A 22,545-nucleotide genomic window follows, 5' to 3' on the forward strand; every position below is an offset into this window, starting at 1 on the left:
TGGACGCGTCAGGTGTCCTTCAAGGTTGAGCGGCCCGCTGTGGCACGGAAGTGACCATTCCGCCACGGTGTGCGAGGGCGGCAACGATCGGTCGCCGGACACTTTCCGTAATGCGCCGTTCCTACTGTGTCGAAGCATGTTGATGTATCGACAAGTTCACGTATTTGCCATCTGTTGCCTCAACAGTGGGGTTAACGTGGGCAATTGGCACGGCCCGGGGCAACCTCGGCGCTGAGCTGGGACGTTCGGGGTTCCACGGGGTGCGGTGGACCCCGATGGGACACTGGACCGTGGGTCTCCGGTTGTGCAACGGTGCACGCCGGTGGGCCGAACGCCGTCGAATGCCCCTGTGCGCCCCCGCCCCCGGAACTGACATCCTGGCTTCGCGCATCCCACTGGGTAGCCAGAGGGGGTCGGCGCAGCTGGCGCCGGCCGGGACCGGCGCGAGGGGTGCGGCGCGGCGCGGGGGATCAGGGCACGTACGGGGGGAATAGGGGGAAGTGATGCCTCGTTGGAGGGCGCTACCGGATGAACTCGACCCGCAGGTCCGGGAGTTCGCAAGCCAGCTCCGCAGGCTCGTCGACCGCAGCGGACTGAGCATCGCCGCGGTCGCGGACCGCACCGGGTACAGCAAGACGTCCTGGGAGCGGTATCTGAACGGCCGGCTGCTCGCGCCGAAGCGGGCGATCGTGACCCTGGCCGAGGTGACGGGCACCAATCCGGTCCATCTGACCACCATGTGGGAGCTCGCGGAGCGCGCCTGGAGCCGCTCCGAGATGCGTCACGACATGACGATGGAGGCGATACGGATATCCCAGGCGCGCGCAGCGCTCGGGGAGTTCGGGCCTACGGCCACGAAGAGCGGCAGGAACGGCAGCGCGGGCGACGGCGGCAGGACGGCGGCCAGGCCGTCCGGCGGCGGCGCGACCGGCGTCGCGGGGCCCGCGGACGTCGCACCGACCGTGCCGCCGCAGGGGAAGGCGCCCCTGGCGGACTCGCTGCCGTACGGGAGCGAGAGGGAGCAGGTGTTCCGTCCACGGGAGCGCGCCGGGGGCGGCGTTGCGTACGCGGACGGGGCGGGGGCCCACGCGGGCGGCGACAGCGGGCCGGCCGGGCAGCCGGGGGCCGGCGGCGGCTCGCCGGACCGGCAGCGGCGCAAGCGCCGGCTGACGATGCTCCTCGCGGGTGTCGTGGGCGCGCTCGTCGTCATCGCCGCGGCGGTGTACCTCACGGGCGCGGGCAGGGGCGACAAGAACGACGACGCGAAGCCGGAGGCGACGCCGACCAGCAGCGCCCCCGAGCTGCCCGTGGGAGTTCAGTGCAGCGGCAAGGACTGCACCGGCAAGGACCCCGAGGCGATGGGCTGTGGAGGCGAGTTCGCGCGGACCACGGACTCCGTGCTCGTCGGCCAGGCCAGGATCGAGGTCCGCTACAGCAAGACGTGCGGGGCCGCGTGGGCGCGCATCACGCAGGCGGCGCCGGGCGACGAGGTCCGGATTCAGCAGGCCGGCGCGACCGGTGCGCAGAAGGGCACGGTCGACGCGGACCTCGACGCGTACACCCCGATGGTGGCCGTCACGAAGGCGAGTGAGGCGAAGGCCTGCGCGTCGCTGAAGGCCGGCCAGAAGGGCTGCACGCGGTAACGGCTCGGGTGTCGCAAAATTCCATGCGCAACGGGGGCATGCCTGCCCCGGTCCGGGGCAGGCGGATCAGTACCCCCACGGGAGCGGTCACCAAGTGGCGCCCCCCACAAGCGGCCGTCTGCCCACCTCTCCCGAGCAGGCGGCCGCTTGCCGTCGCGTCAACCTCTCGCGTCGCGACGCCCCTCCTGTCGCGCCGCCTGCCGCTACGGGGAGTGGGTGTTCTGTGGGGCGGGCCACATGCACCCGGAGGTGCGGGGGGTCCGGGGCGCGATAGCCTGACGGCGGATCTCTTGATGCCGAGAGATCGATCAAAAAAAGCCCTGCTGTCATACGGAGAACGCCATGACCCGCACTCCCGTGAACGTCACCGTCACCGGCGCAGCCGGCCAGATCGGCTACGCACTGCTCTTCCGCATCGCCTCCGGCCAGCTGCTCGGCGCGGACGTGCCGGTCAACCTGCGCCTCCTGGAGATCACCCCGGCGCTCAAGGCCGCCGAGGGCACCGCCATGGAGCTCGACGACTGCGCCTTCCCGCTGCTGCAGAACATCGAGATCTCGGACGACCCGAACGTCGCGTTCGACGGCGCCAACGTCGCCCTCCTCGTCGGCGCCCGCCCCCGCACCAAGGGCATGGAGCGCGGCGACCTGCTCTCCGCCAACGGCGGCATCTTCAAGCCGCAGGGCAAGGCGATCAACGACAACGCCGCGGACGACATCAAGGTCCTCGTCGTCGGCAACCCGGCCAACACGAACGCGCTCATCGCGCAGGCCGCCGCCCCGGACGTACCGGCCGACCGCTTCACGGCCATGACGCGTCTGGACCACAACCGCGCGCTCACGCAGCTCGCGAAGAAGACCGGCACGACGGTCGCGGACATCAAGCGCCTCACCATCTGGGGCAACCACTCCGCCACCCAGTACCCGGACATCTTCCAGGCGTCCGTCGCGGGCAAGCCGGCCATCGAGGCCATCGGCGGCGACGAGCAGTGGCTGGCCGACGACTTCATCCCGACCGTCGCCAAGCGCGGCGCCGCGATCATCGAGGCCCGTGGCGCGTCCTCGGCTGCCTCGGCCGCGAACGCCGCGATCGACCACGTCCACACCTGGGTCAACGGCACCGCCGAGGGCGACTGGACCTCCATGGGCATCCCGTCGGACGGCTCCTACGGCGTCCCGGAGGGCTTGATCTCCTCCTTCCCCGTCACCACCAAGGACGGCAAGTACGAGATCGTCCAGGGCCTGGACATCAACGAGTTCTCCCGCGCCCGCATCGACGCGTCGGTGAAGGAGCTCGAGGAGGAGCGCGCCGCGGTCCGCGAGCTCGGCCTCATCTGATCCACGCGTCCCGCAGGTGCCCGTGGTCACCTGCACGCGGCCTCACCCGCGCCCCCGTCCGTCCGGTCGATCCGGAGGGGCGGGGGCGCGGCGTTCGTACCGGGCGTGTGCGTGCTTGGCGTGCTCGTACCGGACTTCTCGTGCTCGGCGTGTCTGTACGGGGCATGTTTGTACGGGGCATGTACCCCGAGTAGTCGCGTCAGTGGTGACTTTTCGGACTTATTGCTCATGTATGCGGTGACGCAGGCCACTTTCGGCCACGGGTTGTGCATGCTTTCCGATCCCCAGGGCAGGGGCTTCCGACGTCGCAGGCTCTTCGTGAAAAGGGAGTCCCGCGATGTTCAGGGGGACTGTTCGGGAACGGAAGGCAAAACGGGACGTGTCTGAAAACCAGAGCATTTTCGTGGACGGAGAGTGGCGCGGTGCCGTCTCCGGGGCCACGCGCGAGATCCTCGACCCGGCGGATGCCCAGCCGTTCGCACTGATCGCCGAGGGCGGCACGCAGGACGCGGACGCCGCGGTCGCCGCCGCCCGCCGCGCCTTCGACGAAGGAACGTGGCCGGCGACGCCCGTCGCCGAGCGCGCCGCTCTCCTGCGCCGCGTCGCCGACCTCCTCGTACGCGACCGGGAGAAGATCGGTCTGCTCGAGAGCCGCGACGCGGGCAAGACCGTCGAGGAGGGGCGCGTCGACGTCGACTGTGTCGCCGACGCCTTCCGGTACTTCGCCGATCTGGTCGTCGGAGAGGGCGGCGGACGCGTCGTCGACGCCGGGTCAGACGAGATCCACAGCGTGGTCGTGCACGAGCCCGTCGGCGTCTGCTCCCTGATCACGCCGTGGAACTACCCGCTCCTGCAGGCCAGTTGGAAGGTCGCCCCGGCCCTCGCCGCCGGAAACACCTTCGTCATCAAGCCGAGCGAGATCACGCCGCTGACCACCGTGGTCCTCATCGAACTCCTGGCGGAGGCCGGTCTTCCCGCGGGCGTCGCCAACATCGTGACCGGACCCGGCCACACCGTGGGAGCCCGGCTCGCCGAGCACCCGGACGTCGACCTCGTCTCCTTCACCGGCGGCCTGATCAGCGGCACGAAGGTCGCGCAGGCCGCGGCCGCCGACGTGAAGAAGATCGCCCTCGAACTGGGCGGCAAGAACCCGAACGTCGTCTTCGCCGACTCCTGCGAGACCGAGGACGGCTTCGACACCGCCGTCGACCAGGCCCTGAACGCCGCCTTCATCCACAGCGGACAGGTCTGCTCCGCCGGTGCCCGGCTCATCGTCGAGGAGTCCGTGCGCGAGCGCTTCGTCGCCGAACTCGCCCGCCGCGCCGAGAGGATCAGGCTCGGCCGCGGCACCGAGGACGGCGTCGAGTGCGGCCCCCTCGTCTCCGCGCAGCAGCGCGACAAGACCGAGTCGTACGTGGCGTCGGCCCTCGCCGAGGGGGCCGTGCTGCGCAGCGGCGGCAAGCGGCCCGAGCCCAGCGACGTACGGCCCGCCGACGGGTACTTCTACGAGCCGACCGTCCTCGACCAGTGCCACCGCGAGATGCGCGTCGTCCGCGAGGAGGTCTTCGGGCCCGTCCTGACGGTCGAGACGTTCCGCACCGAGGACGAGGCCGTCGCGCTCGCCAACGACACCGAGTACGGACTCGCCGGCGCCGTCTGGACCGCCGACGCGGGCCGCGCACGGCGCGTCGCCGGACGCCTTCGCCACGGCACCGTCTGGATCAACGACTTCCACCCCTACCTCCCGCAGGCGGAGTGGGGCGGCTTCGGCAAGAGCGGCATCGGCCGCGAACTGGGCCCGGCCGGGCTCGCCGAGTACCGCGAGACCAAGCACGTCTACCAGAACCTGGCGCCGAAGCCCGTGCGCTGGTTCGCGGGCTGACCATCGACCCTTCGCACCGGGCTGACCACCCGTTTCTTTCGCGCTGGGCCGGCCGACCGCACTTCGCACTGCCCATTACGCGCAGAACCTTGGAGTTGACGCATGCCTGAGAAGTCCGTGAACACCTACGACTACGTCGTCGTCGGCGGCGGCACCGCCGGATCCGTCATAGCGTCCCGGCTGACCCAGAACCCCGACGTCACCGTCGCCGTCATCGAGGGCGGCCCGAGCGACATCGACCGCGACGACGTCCTGACCCTGCGCCGCTGGCTCGGCCTCCTCGGTGGTGACCTCGACTACGGCTACACCACCACCGAGCAGCCGCGCGGCAACTCGCACATCCTGCACAGCCGCGCCAAGGTGCTCGGCGGCTGCTCGTCGCACAACACGCTCATCTCGTTCAAGCCGCTGCCCGGCGACTGGGACGAGTGGGCCGCGGCCGGTGCCGAGGGCTGGGACCACAAGGCGATGGACCCGTACTTCGACAAGCTGCGCAACAACATCGTGGCGGTCGACGAGAAGGACCGGAACGCGATCGCCCGCGACTTCGTCGACGCCGCGCAGGCCGCCACGGGTGTGCCGCGCGTGGACGGCTTCAACAAGGCGCCGTTCAAGGACGGCGTCGGCTTCTTCGACCTCGCGTACCACCCGGAGAACAACAAGCGCTCCAGCGCCTCCGTCGCCTATCTGCACCCGCACATGGAGGCCGGCGACCGGCCCAACCTGACGCTCCTCCTGGAGACCTGGGCGTACCGGCTGGAGATGGACGGCACGCGGGCGCGGGGCGTCCACGTGCGGACGAAGGACGGCGAGGAACTGCTCGTCGAGGCGCGGCACGAGGTCGTCGTGTGCGCCGGCGCCGTCGACACGCCCCGGCTGCTCATGCACTCCGGCATCGGGCCGAAGGCCGACCTGGAGGAGCTCGGGATCCCGGTCCTGCACGATCTGCCGGGCGTCGGCGAGAACCTGCTCGACCACCCCGAGTCCGTGATCGTGTGGGAGACGGACGGGCCGATCCCCGACAACTCCGCGATGGGCAGCGACGCGGGCCTCTTCGTGCAGCGTGATCCGGAGGCGAGCGGGCCGGACCTGATGTTCCACTTCTACCAAATCCCGTTCACCGACAACCCGGAGCGCCTCGGCTACGTCAGGCCGGAGCACGGGGTGTCGATGACGCCGAACATCCCCAAGCCGCGCAGCCGCGGCCGCCTCTACCTGACCAGCGCGGACCCGAAGGAGAAGCCCGCCCTCGACTTCCGTTACTTCACGGACGAGGACGACTACGACGGCCGCACGCTGGTCGACGGCATCAGGATCGCGCGGGAGATCGCGAAGACCGAGCCGCTCGCCGGCTGGCTCAAGCGCGAGGTGTGCCCCGGGCCCGACGTCGTGGACGACGAGGAACTCGGCGAGTACGCGCGCAAGGTCGCGCACACCGTCTACCACCCCGCCGGGACCTGTCGCATGGGTGCGAAGAATGATGAACTCGCCGTTGTGGACCCGGAGTTGAGGATTCGGGGCCTGGAAGCGATCCGCATTGCCGACGCGTCCGTCTTCCCGACGATGCCGGCGGTGAACCCGATGATCGGGGTGCTCATGGTCGGGGAGAAGTGTGCCGAGCTGCTGGGTGGTGATGCGTGATGAGTACGAACACGACCGCGAACGCCGAGGTGACGGACGCGCAGGCGGGATCGCCGGTGTTCTCCGTGAACAACCTGTGGAAGGTCTTCGGGCCGAAGGCCGACCGGGTGCCGGGTGACGCCGAGCTGGCCGCCCTGAGCGCCGCCGAGCTGCGCGCCCGCACCGGGTGCACCGCCGCGGTCCGCGACGTCAGCTTCGACGTGCGCAAGGGCGAGGTCTTCGTCGTCATGGGCCTTTCCGGCTCCGGCAAGTCCACCCTCGTCCGCTGCCTGACCCGGCTCATCGAGCCGACCTCCGGCGGCATATCCATCGACGGCGAGGACGTCCTCGGCATGGACAAGGGGCGCCTGCGCGAACTGCGCCGGCACCGCGCCGCCATGGTCTTCCAGCACTTCGGGCTCCTTCCGCACCGCACGGTGCTCGACAACGTCGCGTACGGCCTGGAGATCCAGGGTGTGGGCCGCGCCGAGCGGCGCGCCAAGGCGGCGGAGGTCGTCGCGAAGGTCGGCCTCGACGGCCTTGAGCAGCGGCGGCCCGGGCAGCTGTCCGGCGGTCAGCAGCAGCGTGTCGGGCTCGCGCGCGCCCTCGCGGTCGATCCCGAAGTGCTGCTGTTCGACGAGCCGTTCAGCGCTCTCGACCCGCTGATCCGCCGCGACATGCAGGAGGAGGTCATCCGGCTCCACCGCGAGGAGGGCCGGACCATGGTCTTCATCACGCACGACCTCAGCGAGGCGCTGCGGCTCGGCGACCGGATCGCGCTGATGCGCGACGGCCGGATCGTGCAGCTGGGGACGCCCGAGGAGATCGTCGGCTCGCCGGCCGACGACTACGTACGCGAGTTCGTCCGGGACGTGCCGCGCGAGCAGGTCATGACGGTGCGCCGCGCGATGCGGCCCGCCGACGCCGACGAGGAGGGCCGCGGCCCGGCCATCGCGCCCGGCGCGACCGTGTCGGAGGCGATCGAGGCGGTCGCCAGGACCGGGTTCGCGGTGCGGGTCATGGACGACGGGCGCTGCCTGGGCGTCGTGGACCATGCGCGGCTGCTGGATGTGGTGGCGGGGACGGACGGGGCCTCCGGGGAGGGGTTCTTCGGCGAGGCGGGCATGGCCGGGGCCGATGCTTCCGGTTCGGGTTCCGGTTCGGCCAAGGCCGACGCCTCCGGTTCGGGTTCCGGTTCGGCCGTGGCGGGCGCTTCCGGTTCCGCTGCGGCAGGCGCCGACGCCGACGCGCCCGCGCCCGTCACGCCGCCGGGCGAGGAGGTCGCCTGATGGCTGCCGCCAGTACCGCCACCGCCCCCGCGGCGGACACCCCGCGCTTCGGCGCGCTCCTGCGCAACCGCGTCCTCGGCAAGCTCCTGCTGCTCGCCGTCGTCGCGGCCGTACTCGTACCGATCGTGAACGCCAAGTGGGCGAGCGGCAGCTGGCCGCACGCGCTCACCGTCGACCTGACCGGACCGCTGGGGAAGACCAGTGACTGGATCATCGACAACCGGGACAGCCACCCGCTGTTCCTCTACTTCTTCGGCCACATCAGCAACGTCGTCGTCGTGAGCGTGCGCGGCGTCTACCTGGTGCTCCTCGCGGCAGGCTGGGCCGGTGTCACCGCCGCGGCCGGGCTCGTCGCCTGGCGGGTCGCGGGCCTGAAGCTCGCGGCGTCCGCCGTCGCCGCGATCCTCGTGTGCGGCTGGTTCGGCATGTGGGTGCCGACCATGCAGACCCTCGCGCTGATGATCGTCGCGGTCCTCGCCTCGGTCGTGCTCGGCATGCTCCTGGGACTCGCGGCCGGACTCTCCGACCGCACGTACCGGGCGCTGCGGCCCGTCCTCGACACGATGCAGGTCTTTCCCGCGTACGCGTATCTGCTGCCGGTCGTCCTGGTGTTCGGCATCGGCGTGCCCGCGGCCGTCCTCGCGACCGTCGTCTACGCCGCCCCGCCGATGGCCCGTCTGACGGCGCTCGGCCTGCGCGGCGCCGACGGCGGCGTGATGGAGGCCGTCGCCTCGCTCGGCGCGACCGCGCGGCAGCGCCTCCTGACGGCCCGGCTCCCGCTCGCCCGCAAGCAACTCCTCCTCGGCCTCAACCAGACGATCATGATGGCGCTCTCGATGGCCGTCATCGCGTCGGTGATCGGCGCGGGCGGCCTCGGTGACCGCGTGTACCAGGCACTGGCCTCCGTGGACGTCGGCGCGGCCCTCGCCGCCGGCATCCCGATCGTGCTGCTCGCCGTGATCCTGGACCGTACGACGGCCGCGGCGGGGGAGCGGCTCGGCGCCGCCGAACCCGACGGCCGTCGCCTGCAGGGCGCGTACGGCTGGGGCGTCGCCGCTGTCCTCACGGTGGCCGTCGCCCTCGTGGCCCGTCTCGCGGACCGGATCGACTGGCCCGAGGCCTGGACCGTGAACATCGCGGACCCGGTCAACAACGCCGTCGACTGGATGACCGACCACCTCTACTCCGGTGTCCCCTACATCGGCGGCACCGCCGACTGGGCCGGGCACTTCACCACCTGGGTCCTCGACCCGCTGCGCGACGGGCTGCAGTGGCTGCCCTGGTGGTCCGTGCTCCTCATCGTCGCCGCGCTGGCCTGGCTGATCGGCACCTGGCGCACCGCCCTGACGGCCGTGCTCGCCATGGCCGCGATCGGTGTCCTCGGTGTGTGGAAGCCGTCCCTCGACACGCTGTCGCAGGTGCTCGCGGCCGTCGCCGTGACGCTCGTCGTCGGCTTCGCGGTCGGGATAGCGGCGGCGCGCAGCGGACGGCTCGAACGCCTGCTCAGGCCGGTGCTCGACGTCTTCCAGACGATGCCGCAGTTCGTGTATCTGATCCCCGTGGTCGCGCTCTTCGGCGTCGGCCGAGCCCCCGCGGTCGCCGCCGCCGTCGTCTACGCGCTGCCGGCCGTCATCCGCATCACCACGCAGGGGCTCCGCCAGGTCGACGGGGCCGCCATGGAGTCGGCCCGGTCGATGGGCGCGACGAGCGGGCAGCAACTGCGTCAGGTCCAGCTGCCACTGGCCAGGCCCGCGCTGCTCCTGGCCGTGAACCAAGGTGTCGTCCTCGTCCTCGCCGTCGTGATCATCGGCGGTCTGGTGGGCGGTGGCGCGCTCGGCTACGAGGTCGTGTTCGGCCTCGCCCAGGGCGACCTGGCGACCGGGCTCGTCGGCGGCGCGGCGATCGTGTGCCTCGGTCTCATGCTCGACCGGGTCACCCAGCCGACCGAACGCCGCGCGAAGAAGGGAGCGTGATCGCGATGCGAGCACTTCGATCTTTCCGTCCGGCGCGGGCACGAGGGACGACCACGTCGCGCCCCGTGCGGGCGCGCAGGGCGGCCATGGGGCTCGCGGCCGCGGGCACCCTGTTGGTGGCGACCGGTTGTGGCGCCGCCGACATGACCAAGCAGTCCTCTCCGTACGCCAACGCGCAGGGCGCGAAGACGGTGACCCTGTCCGTGCAGTCCTGGGTCGGTGCGCAGGCGAACATCGCCGTGGCCGAGTACCTGCTCAAGCACGAGCTCGGCTACCGCGTCGACACCGTCCAGGTCGACGAGGTCCCCGCGTGGGACGCGCTCAGCCAGGGCCGCGTCGACGCGATCATGGAGGACTGGGGCCACCCCGACCAGGAGCAGCGGTACGTCAAGGACAAGAAGACGATCGTGAACGGCGGCGACCTCGGCGTCACCGGACACATCGGCTGGTTCGTCCCCACGTACTTCGCCAAGCAGCACCCGGACGTCACCGACTGGAAGAACCTCAACAAGTACGCGTCCCAGCTGCGGACCGCGGAGAGCGGCGGCAAGGGCCAGCTCCTCGACGGCTCCCCGAGTTACGTCACCAACGACAAGGCGCTGGTCAACAACCTGAAGCTGAAGTACCAGGTCGTGTTCTCCGGTTCCGAGGCGGCTCAGATCACCCAGATCAAGCAGTTCGCCAAGGCCAAGAAGCCGTTCCTGACGTACTGGTACCAGCCACAGTGGCTGTTCAAGAAGGTGCCCATGACGGAGGTGAAGCTGCCGGCCTACAAGGACGGCTGCGACGCCGACCCGAAGAAGGTGGCCTGCGCCTATCCGAAGACGCCGCTGCAGAAGTACCTCAACGCGGACTTCTCGAAGAACGGCGGCAAGGCGGCGGCCTTCCTGAAGAACTTCAAGTGGACCACCGAGGACCAGAACGAGGTCTCCCTGCTCATCGCCGACCAGAAACTGTCGCCGGACGAGGCGGCGAAGAAGTGGATCGACGAGCACGAGTCGACGTGGCGGTCCTGGCTGCCCAAGTAGCCGTCCGGCTCCTCCCCGCGCGCGTGCCGGGTGCCTTTCCTGACGGGGGCACCCGGCACGTCACCACTGCGGTCCGCCCGGCTCGATCCGGCGGCTCACCATGATCCGGTTCCAGCTGTTGATGACGGTGATCACGCCGAGGAGATGGGCGAGCTCGTCCTCGTCGAAGTGCCTGGCCGCCGCGTCGTACGTCTCGTCCGGCACGAAGCCGTCGGTGAGGACGGTGACGGCCTCGGTGAGTGCGAGCGCGGCCCGCTCACGCTCGGTGAACTGCTCGGGGGCGTCCGCCCACGCGTCGAGCAGCGCGATCCTTCCCCAAGCTCTCGACTTCGCCCGGGCGGGGGATACCCCTTCGGCACTCTCGCCGCTCTTCTCGACGGCGATGTCCACGTGCATGTCCAGGCAGAACGCGCACTCGTTGATCTGCGACGCCCGGATCATCACCAGCTCGGCGAGGACCGGGTCGCCGAGCCCCTTCTTCGCGGCGGCGCCGAGCGCGATCATCGCGTCGCGCACGCCTGCGTCCAGGTGCGTCGTGCGGGCTGTCACTTGAAGTCGCCCGCGGTGTAGTGCCCGGGCACCATCCGCGTCGTCACACCGAACCGGTTCCACGCGTTGATCACCGTGATCGCGGCGATCAACTGCGTCAGCTCCTTCTCGTCGTACAGCTTCGCCGCCTTCTCGTACGTCTCGTCCGGCACGAACCCGTCCGTGAGCACCGTGATCGCCTCGGTCAGCTCGATCGCCGCGATCTCCCTGGGCGTGTAGAAGTGCTGCGACTCCTCCCACGCGGCGAGCTGGATGATCCGCTCCACGCTCTCGCCCGCGGCGAGCGCGTCCTTGGAGTGCATGTCGAGGCAGAACGCGCAGTGGTTGAGCTGCGAAGCGCGGATCTTGACCAGCTCCAGCGTCACCGGATCGACGCCCTTACGGGCCTCCGCGTCGAGCCGGATCATGGCCTTGTAGACCTCCGGAGCGTGCTTGGCCCAGGCAAGCCGGGGCGCGTGCTCGTGGACGTACTCCTTGGTCTCCTCGGCGGTTCGGCCGGTGTTGTCGGTGGTGTTCTCGTTCGTCGTCATGACATCGACCCTACGAGCGGAGTAGCCCACGGGTATGGTCCAGTTCCATGGCAGAATCCTGGGCCACTTCGCCCTCCGGTCAGGCGCTCGGTATCGATCTGCACGTCGAGCCGACCGGCTCCGGCCTGCGCAAAGGCCTCACCGACGCGCTCCGTGAGGCCGTACGCGGCGGACGTCTCGCCCCCGGTGTCCGCCTCCCTTCGTCCCGCACACTCGCCGCCGATCTGGGCATCGCCCGCAACACGGTCGCCGACGCCTACGCAGACCTCGTCGCCGAGGGCTGGCTCACCGCGCGCCAGGGCTCGGGGACGCGCGTCGCGGAGCGACCGGTCGAGGCGCCGCGGCCGGCCTCGCCCCGCGGGCGGCGCGCCCCGGCGGGCCTCCGCCACGACCTGCACCCCGGCACCCCCGACCTCTCCTCGTTCCCCCGCGCCGAATGGCTCAAGGCCTCGCGCCGTGCCCTCAACGCCGCCCCGAACGAAGCGCTCGGCTACGGCGATGCCCGTGGCCGCATCGAACTGCGCACCGCGCTCGCCGGCTACCTCGCCCGCGCCCGAGGCGTTCACGCCGACCCGGACCGCATCGTCGTCTGCTCCGGCTTCGTCCACGGCCTGATGCTGCTCGGCGAGGTGCTGCGCAACAGGGGCGTGCGCGACGTCGCCGTGGAGAGCTACGGGCTCGACGTCCACTGGAACGTCCTGACGCGGTCGGGCCTGCGCACCCACCCCCTTCCCCTCGATCAACTCGGCACCCGCACCGACGAGTTGGCGACCGGCGAACCGGCTGTGGGTGCCGCCCTCCTGACCCCCGCCCACCAGTTCCCGATGGGCGGGGCCCTGCACCCCGACCGCCGCACCGCCGTCGTCGACTGGGCCCGCCGCACCGGCGGACTGATCCTGGAGGACGACTACGACGGCGAGTTCCGCTACGACCGCCAGCCCGTCGGCGCCCTCCAGGGGCTCGACCCCGACCGCGTCGTCTACTTCGGCACGGCTAGCAAATCGCTCGCACCCGGCCTGCGCCTCGGCTGGCTGGTACTGCCGCCCTCCGTCATCGGGGAGGTGATCGAGGCGAAGGGTGTCGCCGACTGGTCGTGCGGCGTCCTCGACCAGTTGACCCTCGCGGAGTTCATCGACTCCGGCGCCTACGACCGCCATGTCCGCGGCGCCCGTCTGCGCTACCGCCGCCGCCGCGACCAGCTCGTCGCCGCCCTCGCCGAACGCGCCCCCGACGTGCGCGCCACCGGAATCGCCGCCGGTCTGCACGCCGTCCTCCAACTCCCGCCCGGCACCGAACAGTCCGTGGTCCGCGCCGCCGCCTGGCAGCGCCTCGGAGTTTCCGGCCTCTCCAGCTTCCGCCACGACGCGGCTACCACCGAACCACCCCTGGACGCCCTGGTGGTCGGCTACGGAACCCCACCGGACCACGCCTGGGCCAGCGCGCTGGAGGCCTTGTGCCGCGCGCTGCCGTAAGGGACCGGCATCGGACGGCCTCCTGGGCCGGGGCGGCCCGAGGTCGGGTCAGACCCGGGCCGGTGCGGACGCGTCCTCCACCGGCGCCTCCCCGAAGCGCGCCAGCGCCAGCGCCCCCGCCACGGCCACCAGGAACCCGAGAACCGCCAGCCAGCCCAGCCCCTCGCGTGTGCGGTCCCCGAGCCAGATCACCCCGACCAGCGCCGGCCCCACCGTCTCGCCCACGACCATCCCCGCGGTGGCCGTGGTCACCGACCCCTTCTGCAACGCCGAGGTCAGCAGCAAAAACGCCGCACCCCCACCGAGCAGCAGTGCGTACGTCGCCGGATTGCTCAGCAGCGCGCCGGGCGACACGTCGTCGATGAGACGTACCGACACCTCCACCACCCCGAACCCGAACCCCGAGCCCAGCCCCAGCGCGAGAGCCCGCCCCCGCCCCGGCAGCCGCCCGGCCACCGCCCCGATCGCCAACACCCCGAGCGCCGTCCCGAGCATCGCGTACCGCAACACGTCCGAACCGGTCTGCTCTCCCTCCGCCCCCGACGCCAGCCCCAACATCGCGAGCCCCGCCACGACCACCCCGACAGCGCCCCACTCGACGCCGCTCAGCGGTACGTCCAGCAGCCGTGTGGAGACCACCGCCGTCACCGCCAGACTCGAGGCGAGCGCCGCCCCGACGGCGTAGATCGGAATGGACCGCAGCGCCACGACCTGCAACGCGAACCCGAGCAGGTCGAGCCCCAGCCCGGCGACATAACGCCACTGCCGCAGCGCCCGCAGCAACAGCGCGGCGTCGACACCCGACCCCGACCCCGGCTCCGCGGCCCGCGCGGCCATCGCCTGAAACACAGAAGCCGTACCGAAACAGACCGCCGCCCCGAGCGCGCAAAGCATTCCAAGAAGCACAAAGCGACTGTAGAGGGTGTGCCTGAGCCGACCGGCCCGTGAGCGGTTCCTCCGCCGGCGGTGCCCCAGTCAGCGGCTCTCCCCCGGCCGTGCCCCCGTGAGCGGCCGGACGACCGCGAGTCGGCCGCCCATGCGTCGGAGGCACACCGCCGTCAGGCCGCCAGGACTGCCCGGAGCTGGTCGAGCCCCCAATCCAGGTCCTCCTTACTGATCACCAGCGGGGGAGCGATCCGGATCGTGCTGCCGTGGGTGTCCTTGACCAGGACGCCCTTGGCCAGCAACTTCTCCGAGATCTCTCTTCCCGTCCCGTACGACGGATCGATGTCGACCCCCGCCCACAGCCCGCGTCCCCGCACCTGCGTCACCTTGCCCGTGCCCGTCAGCAGCCCGAGCTCCGCATGGAGATGCTCGCCCAGCTCGGCCGCCCGCTGCTGGAACTCCCCGGTGCGCAGCATCGCGATGACCTCGAGCGCCACCGCACAGGCCAGCGGATTCCCGCCGAACGTCGACCCGTGCTCACCCGGCTTGAACACCCCGAGCACCTCGCTGCTGGACACCACCGCCGACACCGGCACGACCCCACCGCCGAGCGCCTTGCCCAGCACGTACATGTCGGGCACCACGCCCTCGTGCTCGCAGGCGAACGTCCGCCCGGTCCTCCCGAGCCCGGACTGGATCTCGTCCGCGATGAACAGCACGTTCCGCTCGCGGGTCAACTCCCTTACCGCCGGCAGGTATCCGGCCGGCGGCACGAGGACACCGGCCTCGCCCTGGATCGGTTCGAGCAGCACCGCGACGGTGTTCTCGGTGACAGCGCCGCGCAGCGCCGTCAGATCGCCGTACGGCACGATCTCGAACCCCGGCGTGTAGGGACCGAAGTCCGCGCGCGCCTCATGGTCCGTGGAGAAGCTGACGATGGTCGTGGTGCGCCCGTGGAAGTTGTTGCCCGCCACGACGATCTTCGCTCTTCCGTCGAGCACCCCCTTGACCTGGTACCCCCACTTTCTCGCCGTCTTCACGGCGGTCTCGACCGCCTCCGCCCCCGTGTTCATCGGCAGCACCATGTCCATGCCGCACAGCTCCGCGAGCTGGGTGCAGAACGCGGCGAACCGGTCGTGATAGAAGGCGCGGGACGTCAGCGTCACCCGCTCCAGCTGCGCTTTGGCGGCCTCGATGAGCCGCTGGTTCCCATGGCCGAAGTTGAGGGCCGAGTAGCCGGCGAGCATGTCGAGGTACCGGCGCCCCTCGACGTCCGTCATCCAGGCGCCCTCCGCCGTGGCGACCACGACGGGCAACGGATGGTAGTTGTGCGCACTGTGCGCTTCGGACGCGGTGACGAAGGCTTCCGTTGCGGCATTCGGAGGAGTCGCAGCAGTCACGGGATCTCCGTTCTTACAGCTCTGATGGCGCGAAGACGTGGGCTTGTGACCCCTTCCTATCGTCGCTCGCATCGTGGACCGGGAAACCTCGTCCTGCGGCGCGCCCGGTAGTGTGGCCCGCAGGGCCGTGACTGGCGCGCTGGGATGGGACCGACCATCGGGGAGCGGCCTGTGAACTGTGTGCCGTGCGCCTGGGCCGACCCGTGAACCTCCTGCTCTCGACCTCGATCGAGCGGGGGAGGTCCCATCCGTCCGGAGGTCAGTCATGTCAGAGCCCACCCTCTCCACCGAATCCGTAGCGTTCCGCAGTGCCCTCGACGTGATCCGCGCCGTCGAGCCCCGCGTGGCCGACGCCATCGGCCAGGAGATCGCCGACCAGCGCGAGATGCTCAAGCTGATCGCCAGCGAGAACTACGCGTCCCCGGCCACCCTCCTCGCGATGGGTAACTGGTTCAGCGACAAGTACGCCGAGGGCACCGTCGGCCGCCGCTTCTACGCCGGCTGCCGCAACGTCGACACCGTCGAGGCACTCGCCGCCGAACACGCCCGCGAGCTCTTCGGCGCCCGCCACGCCTATGTACAGCCGCACTCCGGCATCGACGCCAACCTCGTCGCCTTCTGGGCCGTCCTCGCGCAGCGCGTCGAGGCGCCCGCCCTGGAGCTGGCCGGCGTGCGCAACGTGAACGACCTCTCCGACGCCGACTGGGCCGAGCTCCGTCAGGCCTTCGGCAACCAGCGCATGCTCGGCATGTCCCTGGACGCCGGCGGCCACCTCACCCACGGCTTCCGCCCTAACATCTCCGGCAAGATGTTCGACCAGCGCAGCTACGGCACCGATCCGCAGACCGGCCTCGTCGATTACGAAGCCCTGCGCGCCACCGCCCGCGACTTCAAGCCGCTGATCATCGTCGCCGGCTACTCCGCGTACCCCCGCCTGGTGAACTTCCGCATCATGCGCGAGATCGCCGACGAGGTCGGGGCGACCCTCATGGTCGACATGGCGCACTTCGCGGGCTTGGTCGCGGGCAAGGTCCTCACCGGCGACTTCGATCCGGTGCCGCACGCCCAGATCGTCACCACCACGACGCACAAGTCGCTGCGTGGCCCGCGTGGCGGCATGGTGCTCTGCGACGACTCGCTCGCCGACCAGGTGGACCGCGGCTGCCCGATGGTCCTCGGCGGTCCCCTGCCGCACGTCATGGCCGCCAAGGCCGTCGCCCTGGCTGAGGCCCGCCGTCCCGAGTTCCGCGAGTACGCCCAGTCCGTCGTCGACAACGCCCGTGCCCTCGCCGAGGGCCTGACCCGCCGTGGCGCCACCCTCGTCACGGGCGGCACGGACAACCACCTCAACCTGATCGATGTCGCGACCTCCTACGAGCTCACCGGCCGCCAGGCCGAGAACGCGCTCCTCGACTCCGGCATCGTCACCAACCGCAACTCCATCCCCTCCGACCCGAACGGTGCCTGGTACACGTCCGGTATCCGTATCGGCACCCCTGCCCTGACCACCCGTGGCCTGGGCACCGCGGAGATGGACGAGGTCGCGGGCCTCATCGACCGCGTGCTCACCTCCGCCGAAGCGGGCACCACCAGCAAGGGCACGCCCTCCAAGGCGCAGCACGTCCTGGACGAGAAGGTCGCCGACGAGGTCTCCACGCGAGCGTCCGACCTGCTGAGCGGCTTCCCGCTCTACCCGGAGGTCGACCTCACCTGATCGCTTGACCGGCCCGTCATCAACCGCACCGACGGGCCGGTCAGTGCGTTCCCCCAGCCGTGAGAGCTGGAGCGCGCCCCCTCAGGAATCGATCAGCTGCTGCCGCGGCCCCGCGTCGGGTGGGGTCCCGCCCGTCCCGCGACGACCCGGCAGCCTGTCTGCCAGAGGACGCAGCACCAGAGCCAGCGCGGCACCCGCCACCAGCCCCGGTATCGCCCACCACCAGTCCACCTCGCCGTTCGCCCGGGTTGCCACGGCCCGCGCGCCTCCGGAAGGCCCGGCATCGCGGCCGTCGGCTGTCGGAGCCGGAGCTCCACCGAGCGCTCCCTTGGACCGGTCGGGCGACTGCCAGGGCACCGGGAAGATCGGACTCCCGCCCTTTTCGGACCGCGCGCCCATGACTTTGAGGTCCTTCAGCAGCGCGCGCAGCTCACCCGGCTTACGCGCCTTGTGCCAGTACCCGTTGTAGGAGTCAGGCACGTGCGTCGCTGTGTGTATCCAGACGTCCTTCGTGCCCGGCGAGTCCGGATAGACCCGGTCGACCCGCCACGGCAGCACGTCGTGCATCAGCCATGTGACATTGAGCTGACGCCCCGTGCCTATGCCCAAGCCGGGCGGCTCCTCCCGTCGCCCCTGGTCCGGCTCGCCCAGGAGACTCTCCAGCGGCCCGTACTTCTTGTTGCTGAAGTAGAGCGACGCGCTCTGGCCGCTCTCGGGCGAGACCACCAGAACGCTCGTCGGTCCGCCCGCTGACGCCCCCGACGCGCTCAGCAGCATCGCGGCGAGCGCCGCCGTCAGTGCCACCGCCAGCGCGGCCGCCCTTCGTACTGTTCGCATCCGTTCCCCCAGCCGCTCCCGGCACGGCCCGCCCGTGTCGATTCACTTCTGGTACACCGCTCGATGCGACCGGGTTCCCAACTTCGGTGTGCGAGTTCTCGGTTGTGTGAATTCGCCTGCCCAGCACGCGAACATCAGCGCAGGGCGTCCGGCTTGCCTACCGACCGTGCGATCTCCGTCGCCCGCTCCTGGGAATCGACTCCCTCCAGGCGGAGCGTCAGCTCCTGACGGCGGGTCCACAGGAGCGTCGGGCCCGCGGTCCGTTCAGAACGGGTCCACCGGTCGCCGTGGCCGTCGAGCATCCAGAAACTGAGCAGATGGGGCTGGGCGAACCACAGCCCCGAATCCCGGCCGAGGTCGACCCAGTGCGGCTGTGTGGGCACCGATTTCGTGTACCCGATGTCGAGCCGCGCCGGGTACTCGTCGAGTCGGATCGTGTGTCCGTCCTCGCGCCAGCACAGTGTGATCAAGAAGCGCGACTTCGGTTCTCGTGTCACCGTCACGGCGTCCGGCATCCCCAGCTCGCCCGGCACCAGCGGCTCGAATCCGGCGTCTCGTCGTGCCTCGCCCAGCGAGAGCGACGTGCCGCACCCGGGGACGCGCACACCTGACGACGGCAGGGCCGAGGGGTCGTACCGGACCTCCACCCCGCCGAAGCCGAACCACTCGGCGACCGCGGCCCGCACCGGGGGCGTGAGCACGAGCACGGCCAGCACACCGCACAGCCCCGCCGTGAGCATCCGCCAACGCTTCCGTATCCAGCGCCGCGCCCGCCGCCCCCGGACAGAGCCCGCCGTCGGCTCGGACACCGGCGCCGGAACCGACTCGGCGAGTATCTGCGCCAGCACTCGCTCGGCCATCGACTCGCCGCCGGGGCCCAGACCGTCCAGGGACCTGCCCAGCGCCCGCAGCTCGGCCGGCAGCCCACGGTCCGCGCCGAGCCCGTGCTCCTTGCCGGGGCGCCGGCTCCCGTCGTCCTCGTGAAGCGGCTCACTCATGCCCGTCACCTCCCTCCCGCGGGTCCAGCTCCGCCGGAAGAATCCGCTTCAGCTTCCGCAGCGCGCGATTGAGCCTCGACTTCACAGTGCCGCGCGGCCAGCCCAGCGCCTCGGCCGTCTCCGTCTCGTCCATCTCGAGCAGATACCGGTACGTGACGACCAGCCGATGCTCCTCGCTCAGCTCCTCCAGCGCGGCAAGCAACGCCGTCCGCCGCTCGTCGTGGACGGCCGCGACCGCCGGATCCGTGGTCTCGGGTATCAGCGGCTCGGCCTCTGCCAATGTCGCTTCCCGCCCCACGACCGAACGCTGTCGTACCGCCGAGCGCACTGTGTTCCTCGTCTCATTGGCGACGATCGCGAGCAGCCACGGCTTGAACGACGAGTCGTCCCGAAACTTCCCCAGGGCGCAGTACGCCTTGAAAAAGGCCTGCTGCACCACGTCCTCCGCGTCCGCTCCTGCCCCTAGGGCCCGGGCCGCCCGCAGCGCCAGTCCGGTGAAGGCGCGCACCAGCACCGCGTACGCCTCCACATCTCCGGCGCGCACGCGAGCAATCACCGCACGCTCGTCGTCGACGACGCGGCCCCCCTCCAGGACCTCCCCCTGTGTCCTCACATGGTTGATACACCGCACCCCGCGCATCGGTTCCCACCCGTCGCACAGGTTTTTCCGAACTCGCTCCGGAGCGCAGATTCGAAGGGAGGCTGTGGCCAGATCCGAGGTCAGGTTCGGTGGCCGGGTTCGGTGGTCAGGGTCCGAGGCCAGGTTGTGTGGCGCGGTTCCGGCGACACGCCGGGCGGGGTGGGCGACAGCGCTCCGTACACGGTTTCAGCACTTGTCGTGCACCCGTCTCCCACCTGTTTCCATCCAATGAGAGACACCTGAGAGAATGAGGAGCATGGCCTCTGATCGTCCCCGCGTGCTCTCCGGAATCCAGCCCACTGCCGGCTCGTTCCACCTCGGCAACTACCTCGGCGCGGTCCGCCAGTGGGTGGCGCTGCAGGAGTCTCACGACGCGTTCTACATGGTTGTGGACCTGCACGCGATCACCGTGCCGCAGGACCCCACGGAGCTCCGGGCCAACACCCGGCTCGCTGCCGCGCAGCTCCTCGCCGCCGGCCTGGACCCGGACCGCTGCACGCTGTTCGTGCAGAGCCACGTCCCCGAGCACGCACAGCTCGGCTGGGTCATGAACTGTCTGACGGGCTTCGGCGAGGCCTCCCGCATGACGCAGTTCAAGGACAAGTCCGCCAAGCAGGGCGCCGACCGCGCGACTGTCGGCCTCTTCACGTACCCGATCCTCCAGGTCGCGGACATTCTGCTCTACCAGGCCGACCAGGTGCCCGTGGGAGAGGACCAGCGCCAGCACATCGAGCTGACGCGTGACCTCGCCGAGCGCTTCAACGGCCGCTTCGGCGAGACCTTCACCGTCCCGGCGCCGTACATCCTCAAGGAAACGGCGAAGATCTACGACCTCCAGGACCCGTCGATCAAGATGAGCAAGTCGGCGTCGACGCCGAAGGGGCTCGTCAACCTTCTCGACGAGCCGAAGATCACCGCCAAGAAGGTCAAGAGCGCGGTCACCGACACCGACACGGTGATCCGGTTCGATCCGGCGGGCAAGCCGGGCGTCAGCAACCTCCTCGCCATCTACTCCACCCTCACCGGCACAGGTATCCCGGAACTGGAGCAGAACTACGAGGGCAAGATGTACGGTGCGCTCAAGACGGACCTGGCAGAGGTCATGGTGGACTTCGTGACACCGTTCCGGACCCGTACGCAGGAGTATCTGGACGACCCGGAGACGCTCGACTCGATCCTGACCAAGGGCGCGGAGAAGGCGCGTGCTGTCGCTGCCGAAACCCTCGCCCAGGCCTACGACAAGGTCGGACTGCTGCCCGCGAAGCACTGAGCCCCAGCCCGGCCCGAACCGCCACCCGCCCACCACACGACGACAGGAGTACGACGTGGGGACCGTAACGATCGGCGTTTCGATCGCGGTCCCGGAGCCACACGGCAGCCAGCTCCAGGAGCGGCGCGCGGGCTTCGGTGATCCCGCTGCGCACGGCATCCCCACGCACGTCACTCTGCTCCCGCCGACCGAGGTGGAGGACAGGTCGCTGCCTTCGGTCGAGGCCCATCTCGAGGCGGTCGCCGCCGCGGGGCGGAACTTCGCGATGCGGCTCGCGGGGACGGGAACCTTCCGTCCCCTGTCTCCCGTTGTGTTCGTACAGGTCGTCGAGGGCGCCGAGGCCTGTACATGGCTGCAGAATCAGGTCCGTGACCCGTCCGGTCCGGTCGCGCGCGAGCTGCAGTTTCCGTATCACCCGCACGTCACGGTGGCGCACGGCATCGCGGAGGAAGCGATGGACCGGGCGTACGCGGAGCTCGCCGGGTACGAGGCGGCCTGGCCGTGCACCGGTTTCGCGTTGTACGAGCAGGGCGCCGACAGTGTCTGGCGCAAGTTGCGTGAGTTCCCCTTCGGCGGCCCGGCGGTTCCCGCGCAGGGCCCCGACCGCTCGAAGCGGGGCCGGCAGCCGGCTCGCTGACGCGAAGCGAGTCGGCCGGTCGCCGTGCGACGCGGCCTACATCGGCAGGCGCCGGAACACCGGACGCGGGACATGCCGCAGCGCCGACATCACCACGCGCAGGGCCCCCGGCACCCACACGGTCTCCGACCGGCGCCTGACTCCCGTCTCGATGGCCTGTGCCACCGCCTCCGGGGTGGTGGCCATGGGTGCCTCCGCCATGCCCGCCGTCATCTTTGACCGTACGAAGCCGGGGCGCACGACCATCACATGCACGCCGGTGCCGTGCAGCGCATCGCCGAGGCCCTGCGCGAAGGCGTCCAGGCCGGCCTTGCTCGACCCGTAGATGAAGTTGGACCGGCGGGCCCGCTCACCCGCGACCGACGAGAGCACCACCAGCGAGCCGTGGCCCTGGGACTGCAGGGCGCGGGCGCAGACGAGGCCCGCCGACACGGCGCCTGTGTAGTTGGTCTGCGCGACGCGCACCGCGGCCAGCGGCTCGTCCTCGTCGCGGGCCTGGTCGCCGAGGATCCCGAACGCCAGCAGCACCATGTCGATGTCGCCCTCGGCGAACACCTTGCCCAGCGTCACCTCGTGCGCCTCGGAGTCGAGCGCGTCGAAGGCGACGGTACGGGCGTCGGCTCCCATGTCGCGGAGTTCGGCAGCCGCACGGTCGAGTGCCGGGGACGGCCGGCCGGCCAGCCACACCGTTCGGGTCCGCCGGGCCACGAGGCGTCGGGCGGTGGCGAGCGCGATCTCGGACGTGCCGCCGAGGACGAGCAAGGACTGGGGGGTGCCGAAGGCGTCCTTCATGAGAACCAAACTCCAAAGGGGCGGGACCGAAATCGGTGAGGGCGGGATGGG

General features: G+C 70.6%; 19 protein-coding genes and 1 riboswitch. Of the genes, 11 read left to right on the plus strand and 8 right to left on the minus strand.

The genetic code is table 11. The features are described 5' to 3' along the window. Positions 1-503 precede the first annotated feature (503 nt). The 7 genes from ACFC96_RS21775 (at position 504) to ACFC96_RS21805 (ending at position 10,770) form a co-directional block, all read left to right on the plus strand. Positions 504-1,643: a DUF2690 domain-containing protein gene (locus ACFC96_RS21775; protein WP_376613641.1), complete on the plus strand. Its 1,140-nt coding sequence runs from the start codon at positions 504-506 to the stop codon at positions 1,641-1,643. A gap of 342 nt (positions 1,644-1,985) precedes the next feature. Then, a complete protein-coding gene (locus ACFC96_RS21780) occupies positions 1,986-2,978 on the plus strand; it encodes a malate dehydrogenase (RefSeq protein ID WP_116510870.1) in 993 nt (330 codons plus the stop codon). A gap of 379 nt (positions 2,979-3,357) precedes the next feature. After that, positions 3,358-4,860, plus strand: a complete 1,503-nt coding sequence (locus tag ACFC96_RS21785) for an aldehyde dehydrogenase family protein (RefSeq protein ID WP_376613643.1) — start codon at positions 3,358-3,360, stop codon at positions 4,858-4,860. 102 nt (positions 4,861-4,962) lie between these two features. Continuing rightward, complete coding sequence (locus ACFC96_RS21790; RefSeq protein WP_376613645.1) at positions 4,963-6,501, plus strand: GMC family oxidoreductase; 1,539 nt, start codon at positions 4,963-4,965, stop codon at positions 6,499-6,501. Next, positions 6,501-7,769 (plus strand): glycine betaine/L-proline ABC transporter ATP-binding protein, encoded by a 1,269-nt coding sequence (locus ACFC96_RS21795; protein WP_376613647.1) that lies wholly within the window; start codon positions 6,501-6,503, stop codon positions 7,767-7,769. Before ACFC96_RS21790 ends, ACFC96_RS21795 begins: the two co-directional genes overlap by 1 nt. Continuing rightward, on the plus strand, positions 7,769-9,742 hold the full coding sequence (locus ACFC96_RS21800; protein ID WP_376613649.1) for an ABC transporter permease: 1,974 nt from the start codon (positions 7,769-7,771) through the stop codon (positions 9,740-9,742). The genes ACFC96_RS21795 and ACFC96_RS21800 overlap by 1 nt, the downstream gene beginning before the upstream one ends. Positions 9,743-9,828: 86 nt before the next feature. Next, complete coding sequence (locus tag ACFC96_RS21805; RefSeq protein ID WP_116513463.1) at positions 9,829-10,770, plus strand: ABC transporter substrate-binding protein; 942 nt, start codon at positions 9,829-9,831, stop codon at positions 10,768-10,770. Positions 10,771-10,830: 60 nt separating this feature from the next. On the opposite strand, the gene ACFC96_RS21810 is transcribed toward ACFC96_RS21805, so the two are convergent. Further along, positions 10,831-11,319 (minus strand): carboxymuconolactone decarboxylase family protein, encoded by a 489-nt coding sequence (locus ACFC96_RS21810; protein ID WP_376613651.1) that lies wholly within the window; start codon positions 11,317-11,319, stop codon positions 10,831-10,833. Further along, positions 11,316-11,849 (minus strand): carboxymuconolactone decarboxylase family protein, encoded by a 534-nt coding sequence (locus tag ACFC96_RS21815; RefSeq protein WP_376260021.1) that lies wholly within the window; start codon positions 11,847-11,849, stop codon positions 11,316-11,318. Before ACFC96_RS21815 ends, ACFC96_RS21810 begins: the two co-directional genes overlap by 4 nt. A gap of 47 nt (positions 11,850-11,896) precedes the next feature. Here ACFC96_RS21815 and ACFC96_RS21820 point away from each other — a divergent pair, with 47 nt between their 5' ends. Further along, positions 11,897-13,321 (plus strand): PLP-dependent aminotransferase family protein, encoded by a 1,425-nt coding sequence (locus ACFC96_RS21820; RefSeq protein ID WP_376260019.1) that lies wholly within the window; start codon positions 11,897-11,899, stop codon positions 13,319-13,321. Positions 13,322-13,369: 48 nt separating this feature from the next. Here the strand turns inward: ACFC96_RS21820 and ACFC96_RS21825 are convergent, their stop codons facing one another. Continuing rightward, entirely contained in the window at positions 13,370-14,215 is an 846-nt protein-coding gene (locus ACFC96_RS21825) for a hypothetical protein (protein WP_376613746.1), read from the minus strand. Positions 14,216-14,379: 164 nt separating this feature from the next. Continuing rightward, entirely contained in the window at positions 14,380-15,606 is a 1,227-nt protein-coding gene (rocD, locus tag ACFC96_RS21830) for an ornithine--oxo-acid transaminase (protein WP_376613653.1), read from the minus strand. 117 nt (positions 15,607-15,723) lie between these two features. Beyond that, positions 15,724-15,810: riboswitch (ZMP/ZTP riboswitch) on the plus strand. 61 nt (positions 15,811-15,871) lie between these two features. Between rocD and ACFC96_RS21835 the strand changes: the two genes are divergently transcribed. Continuing rightward, a complete protein-coding gene (locus tag ACFC96_RS21835; protein ID WP_376613655.1) occupies positions 15,872-17,320 on the plus strand; it encodes a glycine hydroxymethyltransferase in 1,449 nt (482 codons plus the stop codon). Positions 17,321-17,401: 81 nt separating this feature from the next. On the opposite strand, the gene ACFC96_RS21840 is transcribed toward ACFC96_RS21835, so the two are convergent. From ACFC96_RS21840 to ACFC96_RS21850, 3 genes are all read right to left on the minus strand, one after another. Then, positions 17,402-18,157, minus strand: a complete 756-nt coding sequence (locus ACFC96_RS21840; protein WP_376613657.1) for a hypothetical protein — start codon at positions 18,155-18,157, stop codon at positions 17,402-17,404. Positions 18,158-18,291: 134 nt separating this feature from the next. Beyond that, complete coding sequence (locus tag ACFC96_RS21845) at positions 18,292-19,155, minus strand: hypothetical protein (RefSeq protein ID WP_376613659.1); 864 nt, start codon at positions 19,153-19,155, stop codon at positions 18,292-18,294. Then, a complete protein-coding gene (locus ACFC96_RS21850) occupies positions 19,148-19,795 on the minus strand; it encodes an RNA polymerase sigma factor (RefSeq protein ID WP_376613661.1) in 648 nt (215 codons plus the stop codon). Before ACFC96_RS21850 ends, ACFC96_RS21845 begins: the two co-directional genes overlap by 8 nt. Before the next feature lie 256 nt (positions 19,796-20,051). Here ACFC96_RS21850 and trpS point away from each other — a divergent pair, with 256 nt between their 5' ends. Both trpS and ACFC96_RS21860 read left to right on the plus strand, forming a co-directional pair. Then, complete coding sequence (trpS, locus tag ACFC96_RS21855) at positions 20,052-21,065, plus strand: tryptophan--tRNA ligase (RefSeq protein ID WP_376613663.1); 1,014 nt, start codon at positions 20,052-20,054, stop codon at positions 21,063-21,065. A 55-nt stretch (positions 21,066-21,120) separates the two neighbouring features. Next, positions 21,121-21,702 (plus strand): 2'-5' RNA ligase family protein, encoded by a 582-nt coding sequence (locus tag ACFC96_RS21860; protein ID WP_376613665.1) that lies wholly within the window; start codon positions 21,121-21,123, stop codon positions 21,700-21,702. A gap of 36 nt (positions 21,703-21,738) precedes the next feature. Here the strand turns inward: ACFC96_RS21860 and ACFC96_RS21865 are convergent, their stop codons facing one another. Then, a complete protein-coding gene (locus tag ACFC96_RS21865) occupies positions 21,739-22,494 on the minus strand; it encodes a decaprenylphospho-beta-D-erythro-pentofuranosid-2-ulose 2-reductase (RefSeq protein ID WP_376613667.1) in 756 nt (251 codons plus the stop codon). Positions 22,495-22,545: the final 51 nt, after the last annotated feature.

This window comes from Streptomyces sp. NPDC055955 (assembly GCF_042270245.1).
Taxonomy (GTDB): domain Bacteria; phylum Actinomycetota; class Actinomycetes; order Streptomycetales; family Streptomycetaceae; genus Streptomyces.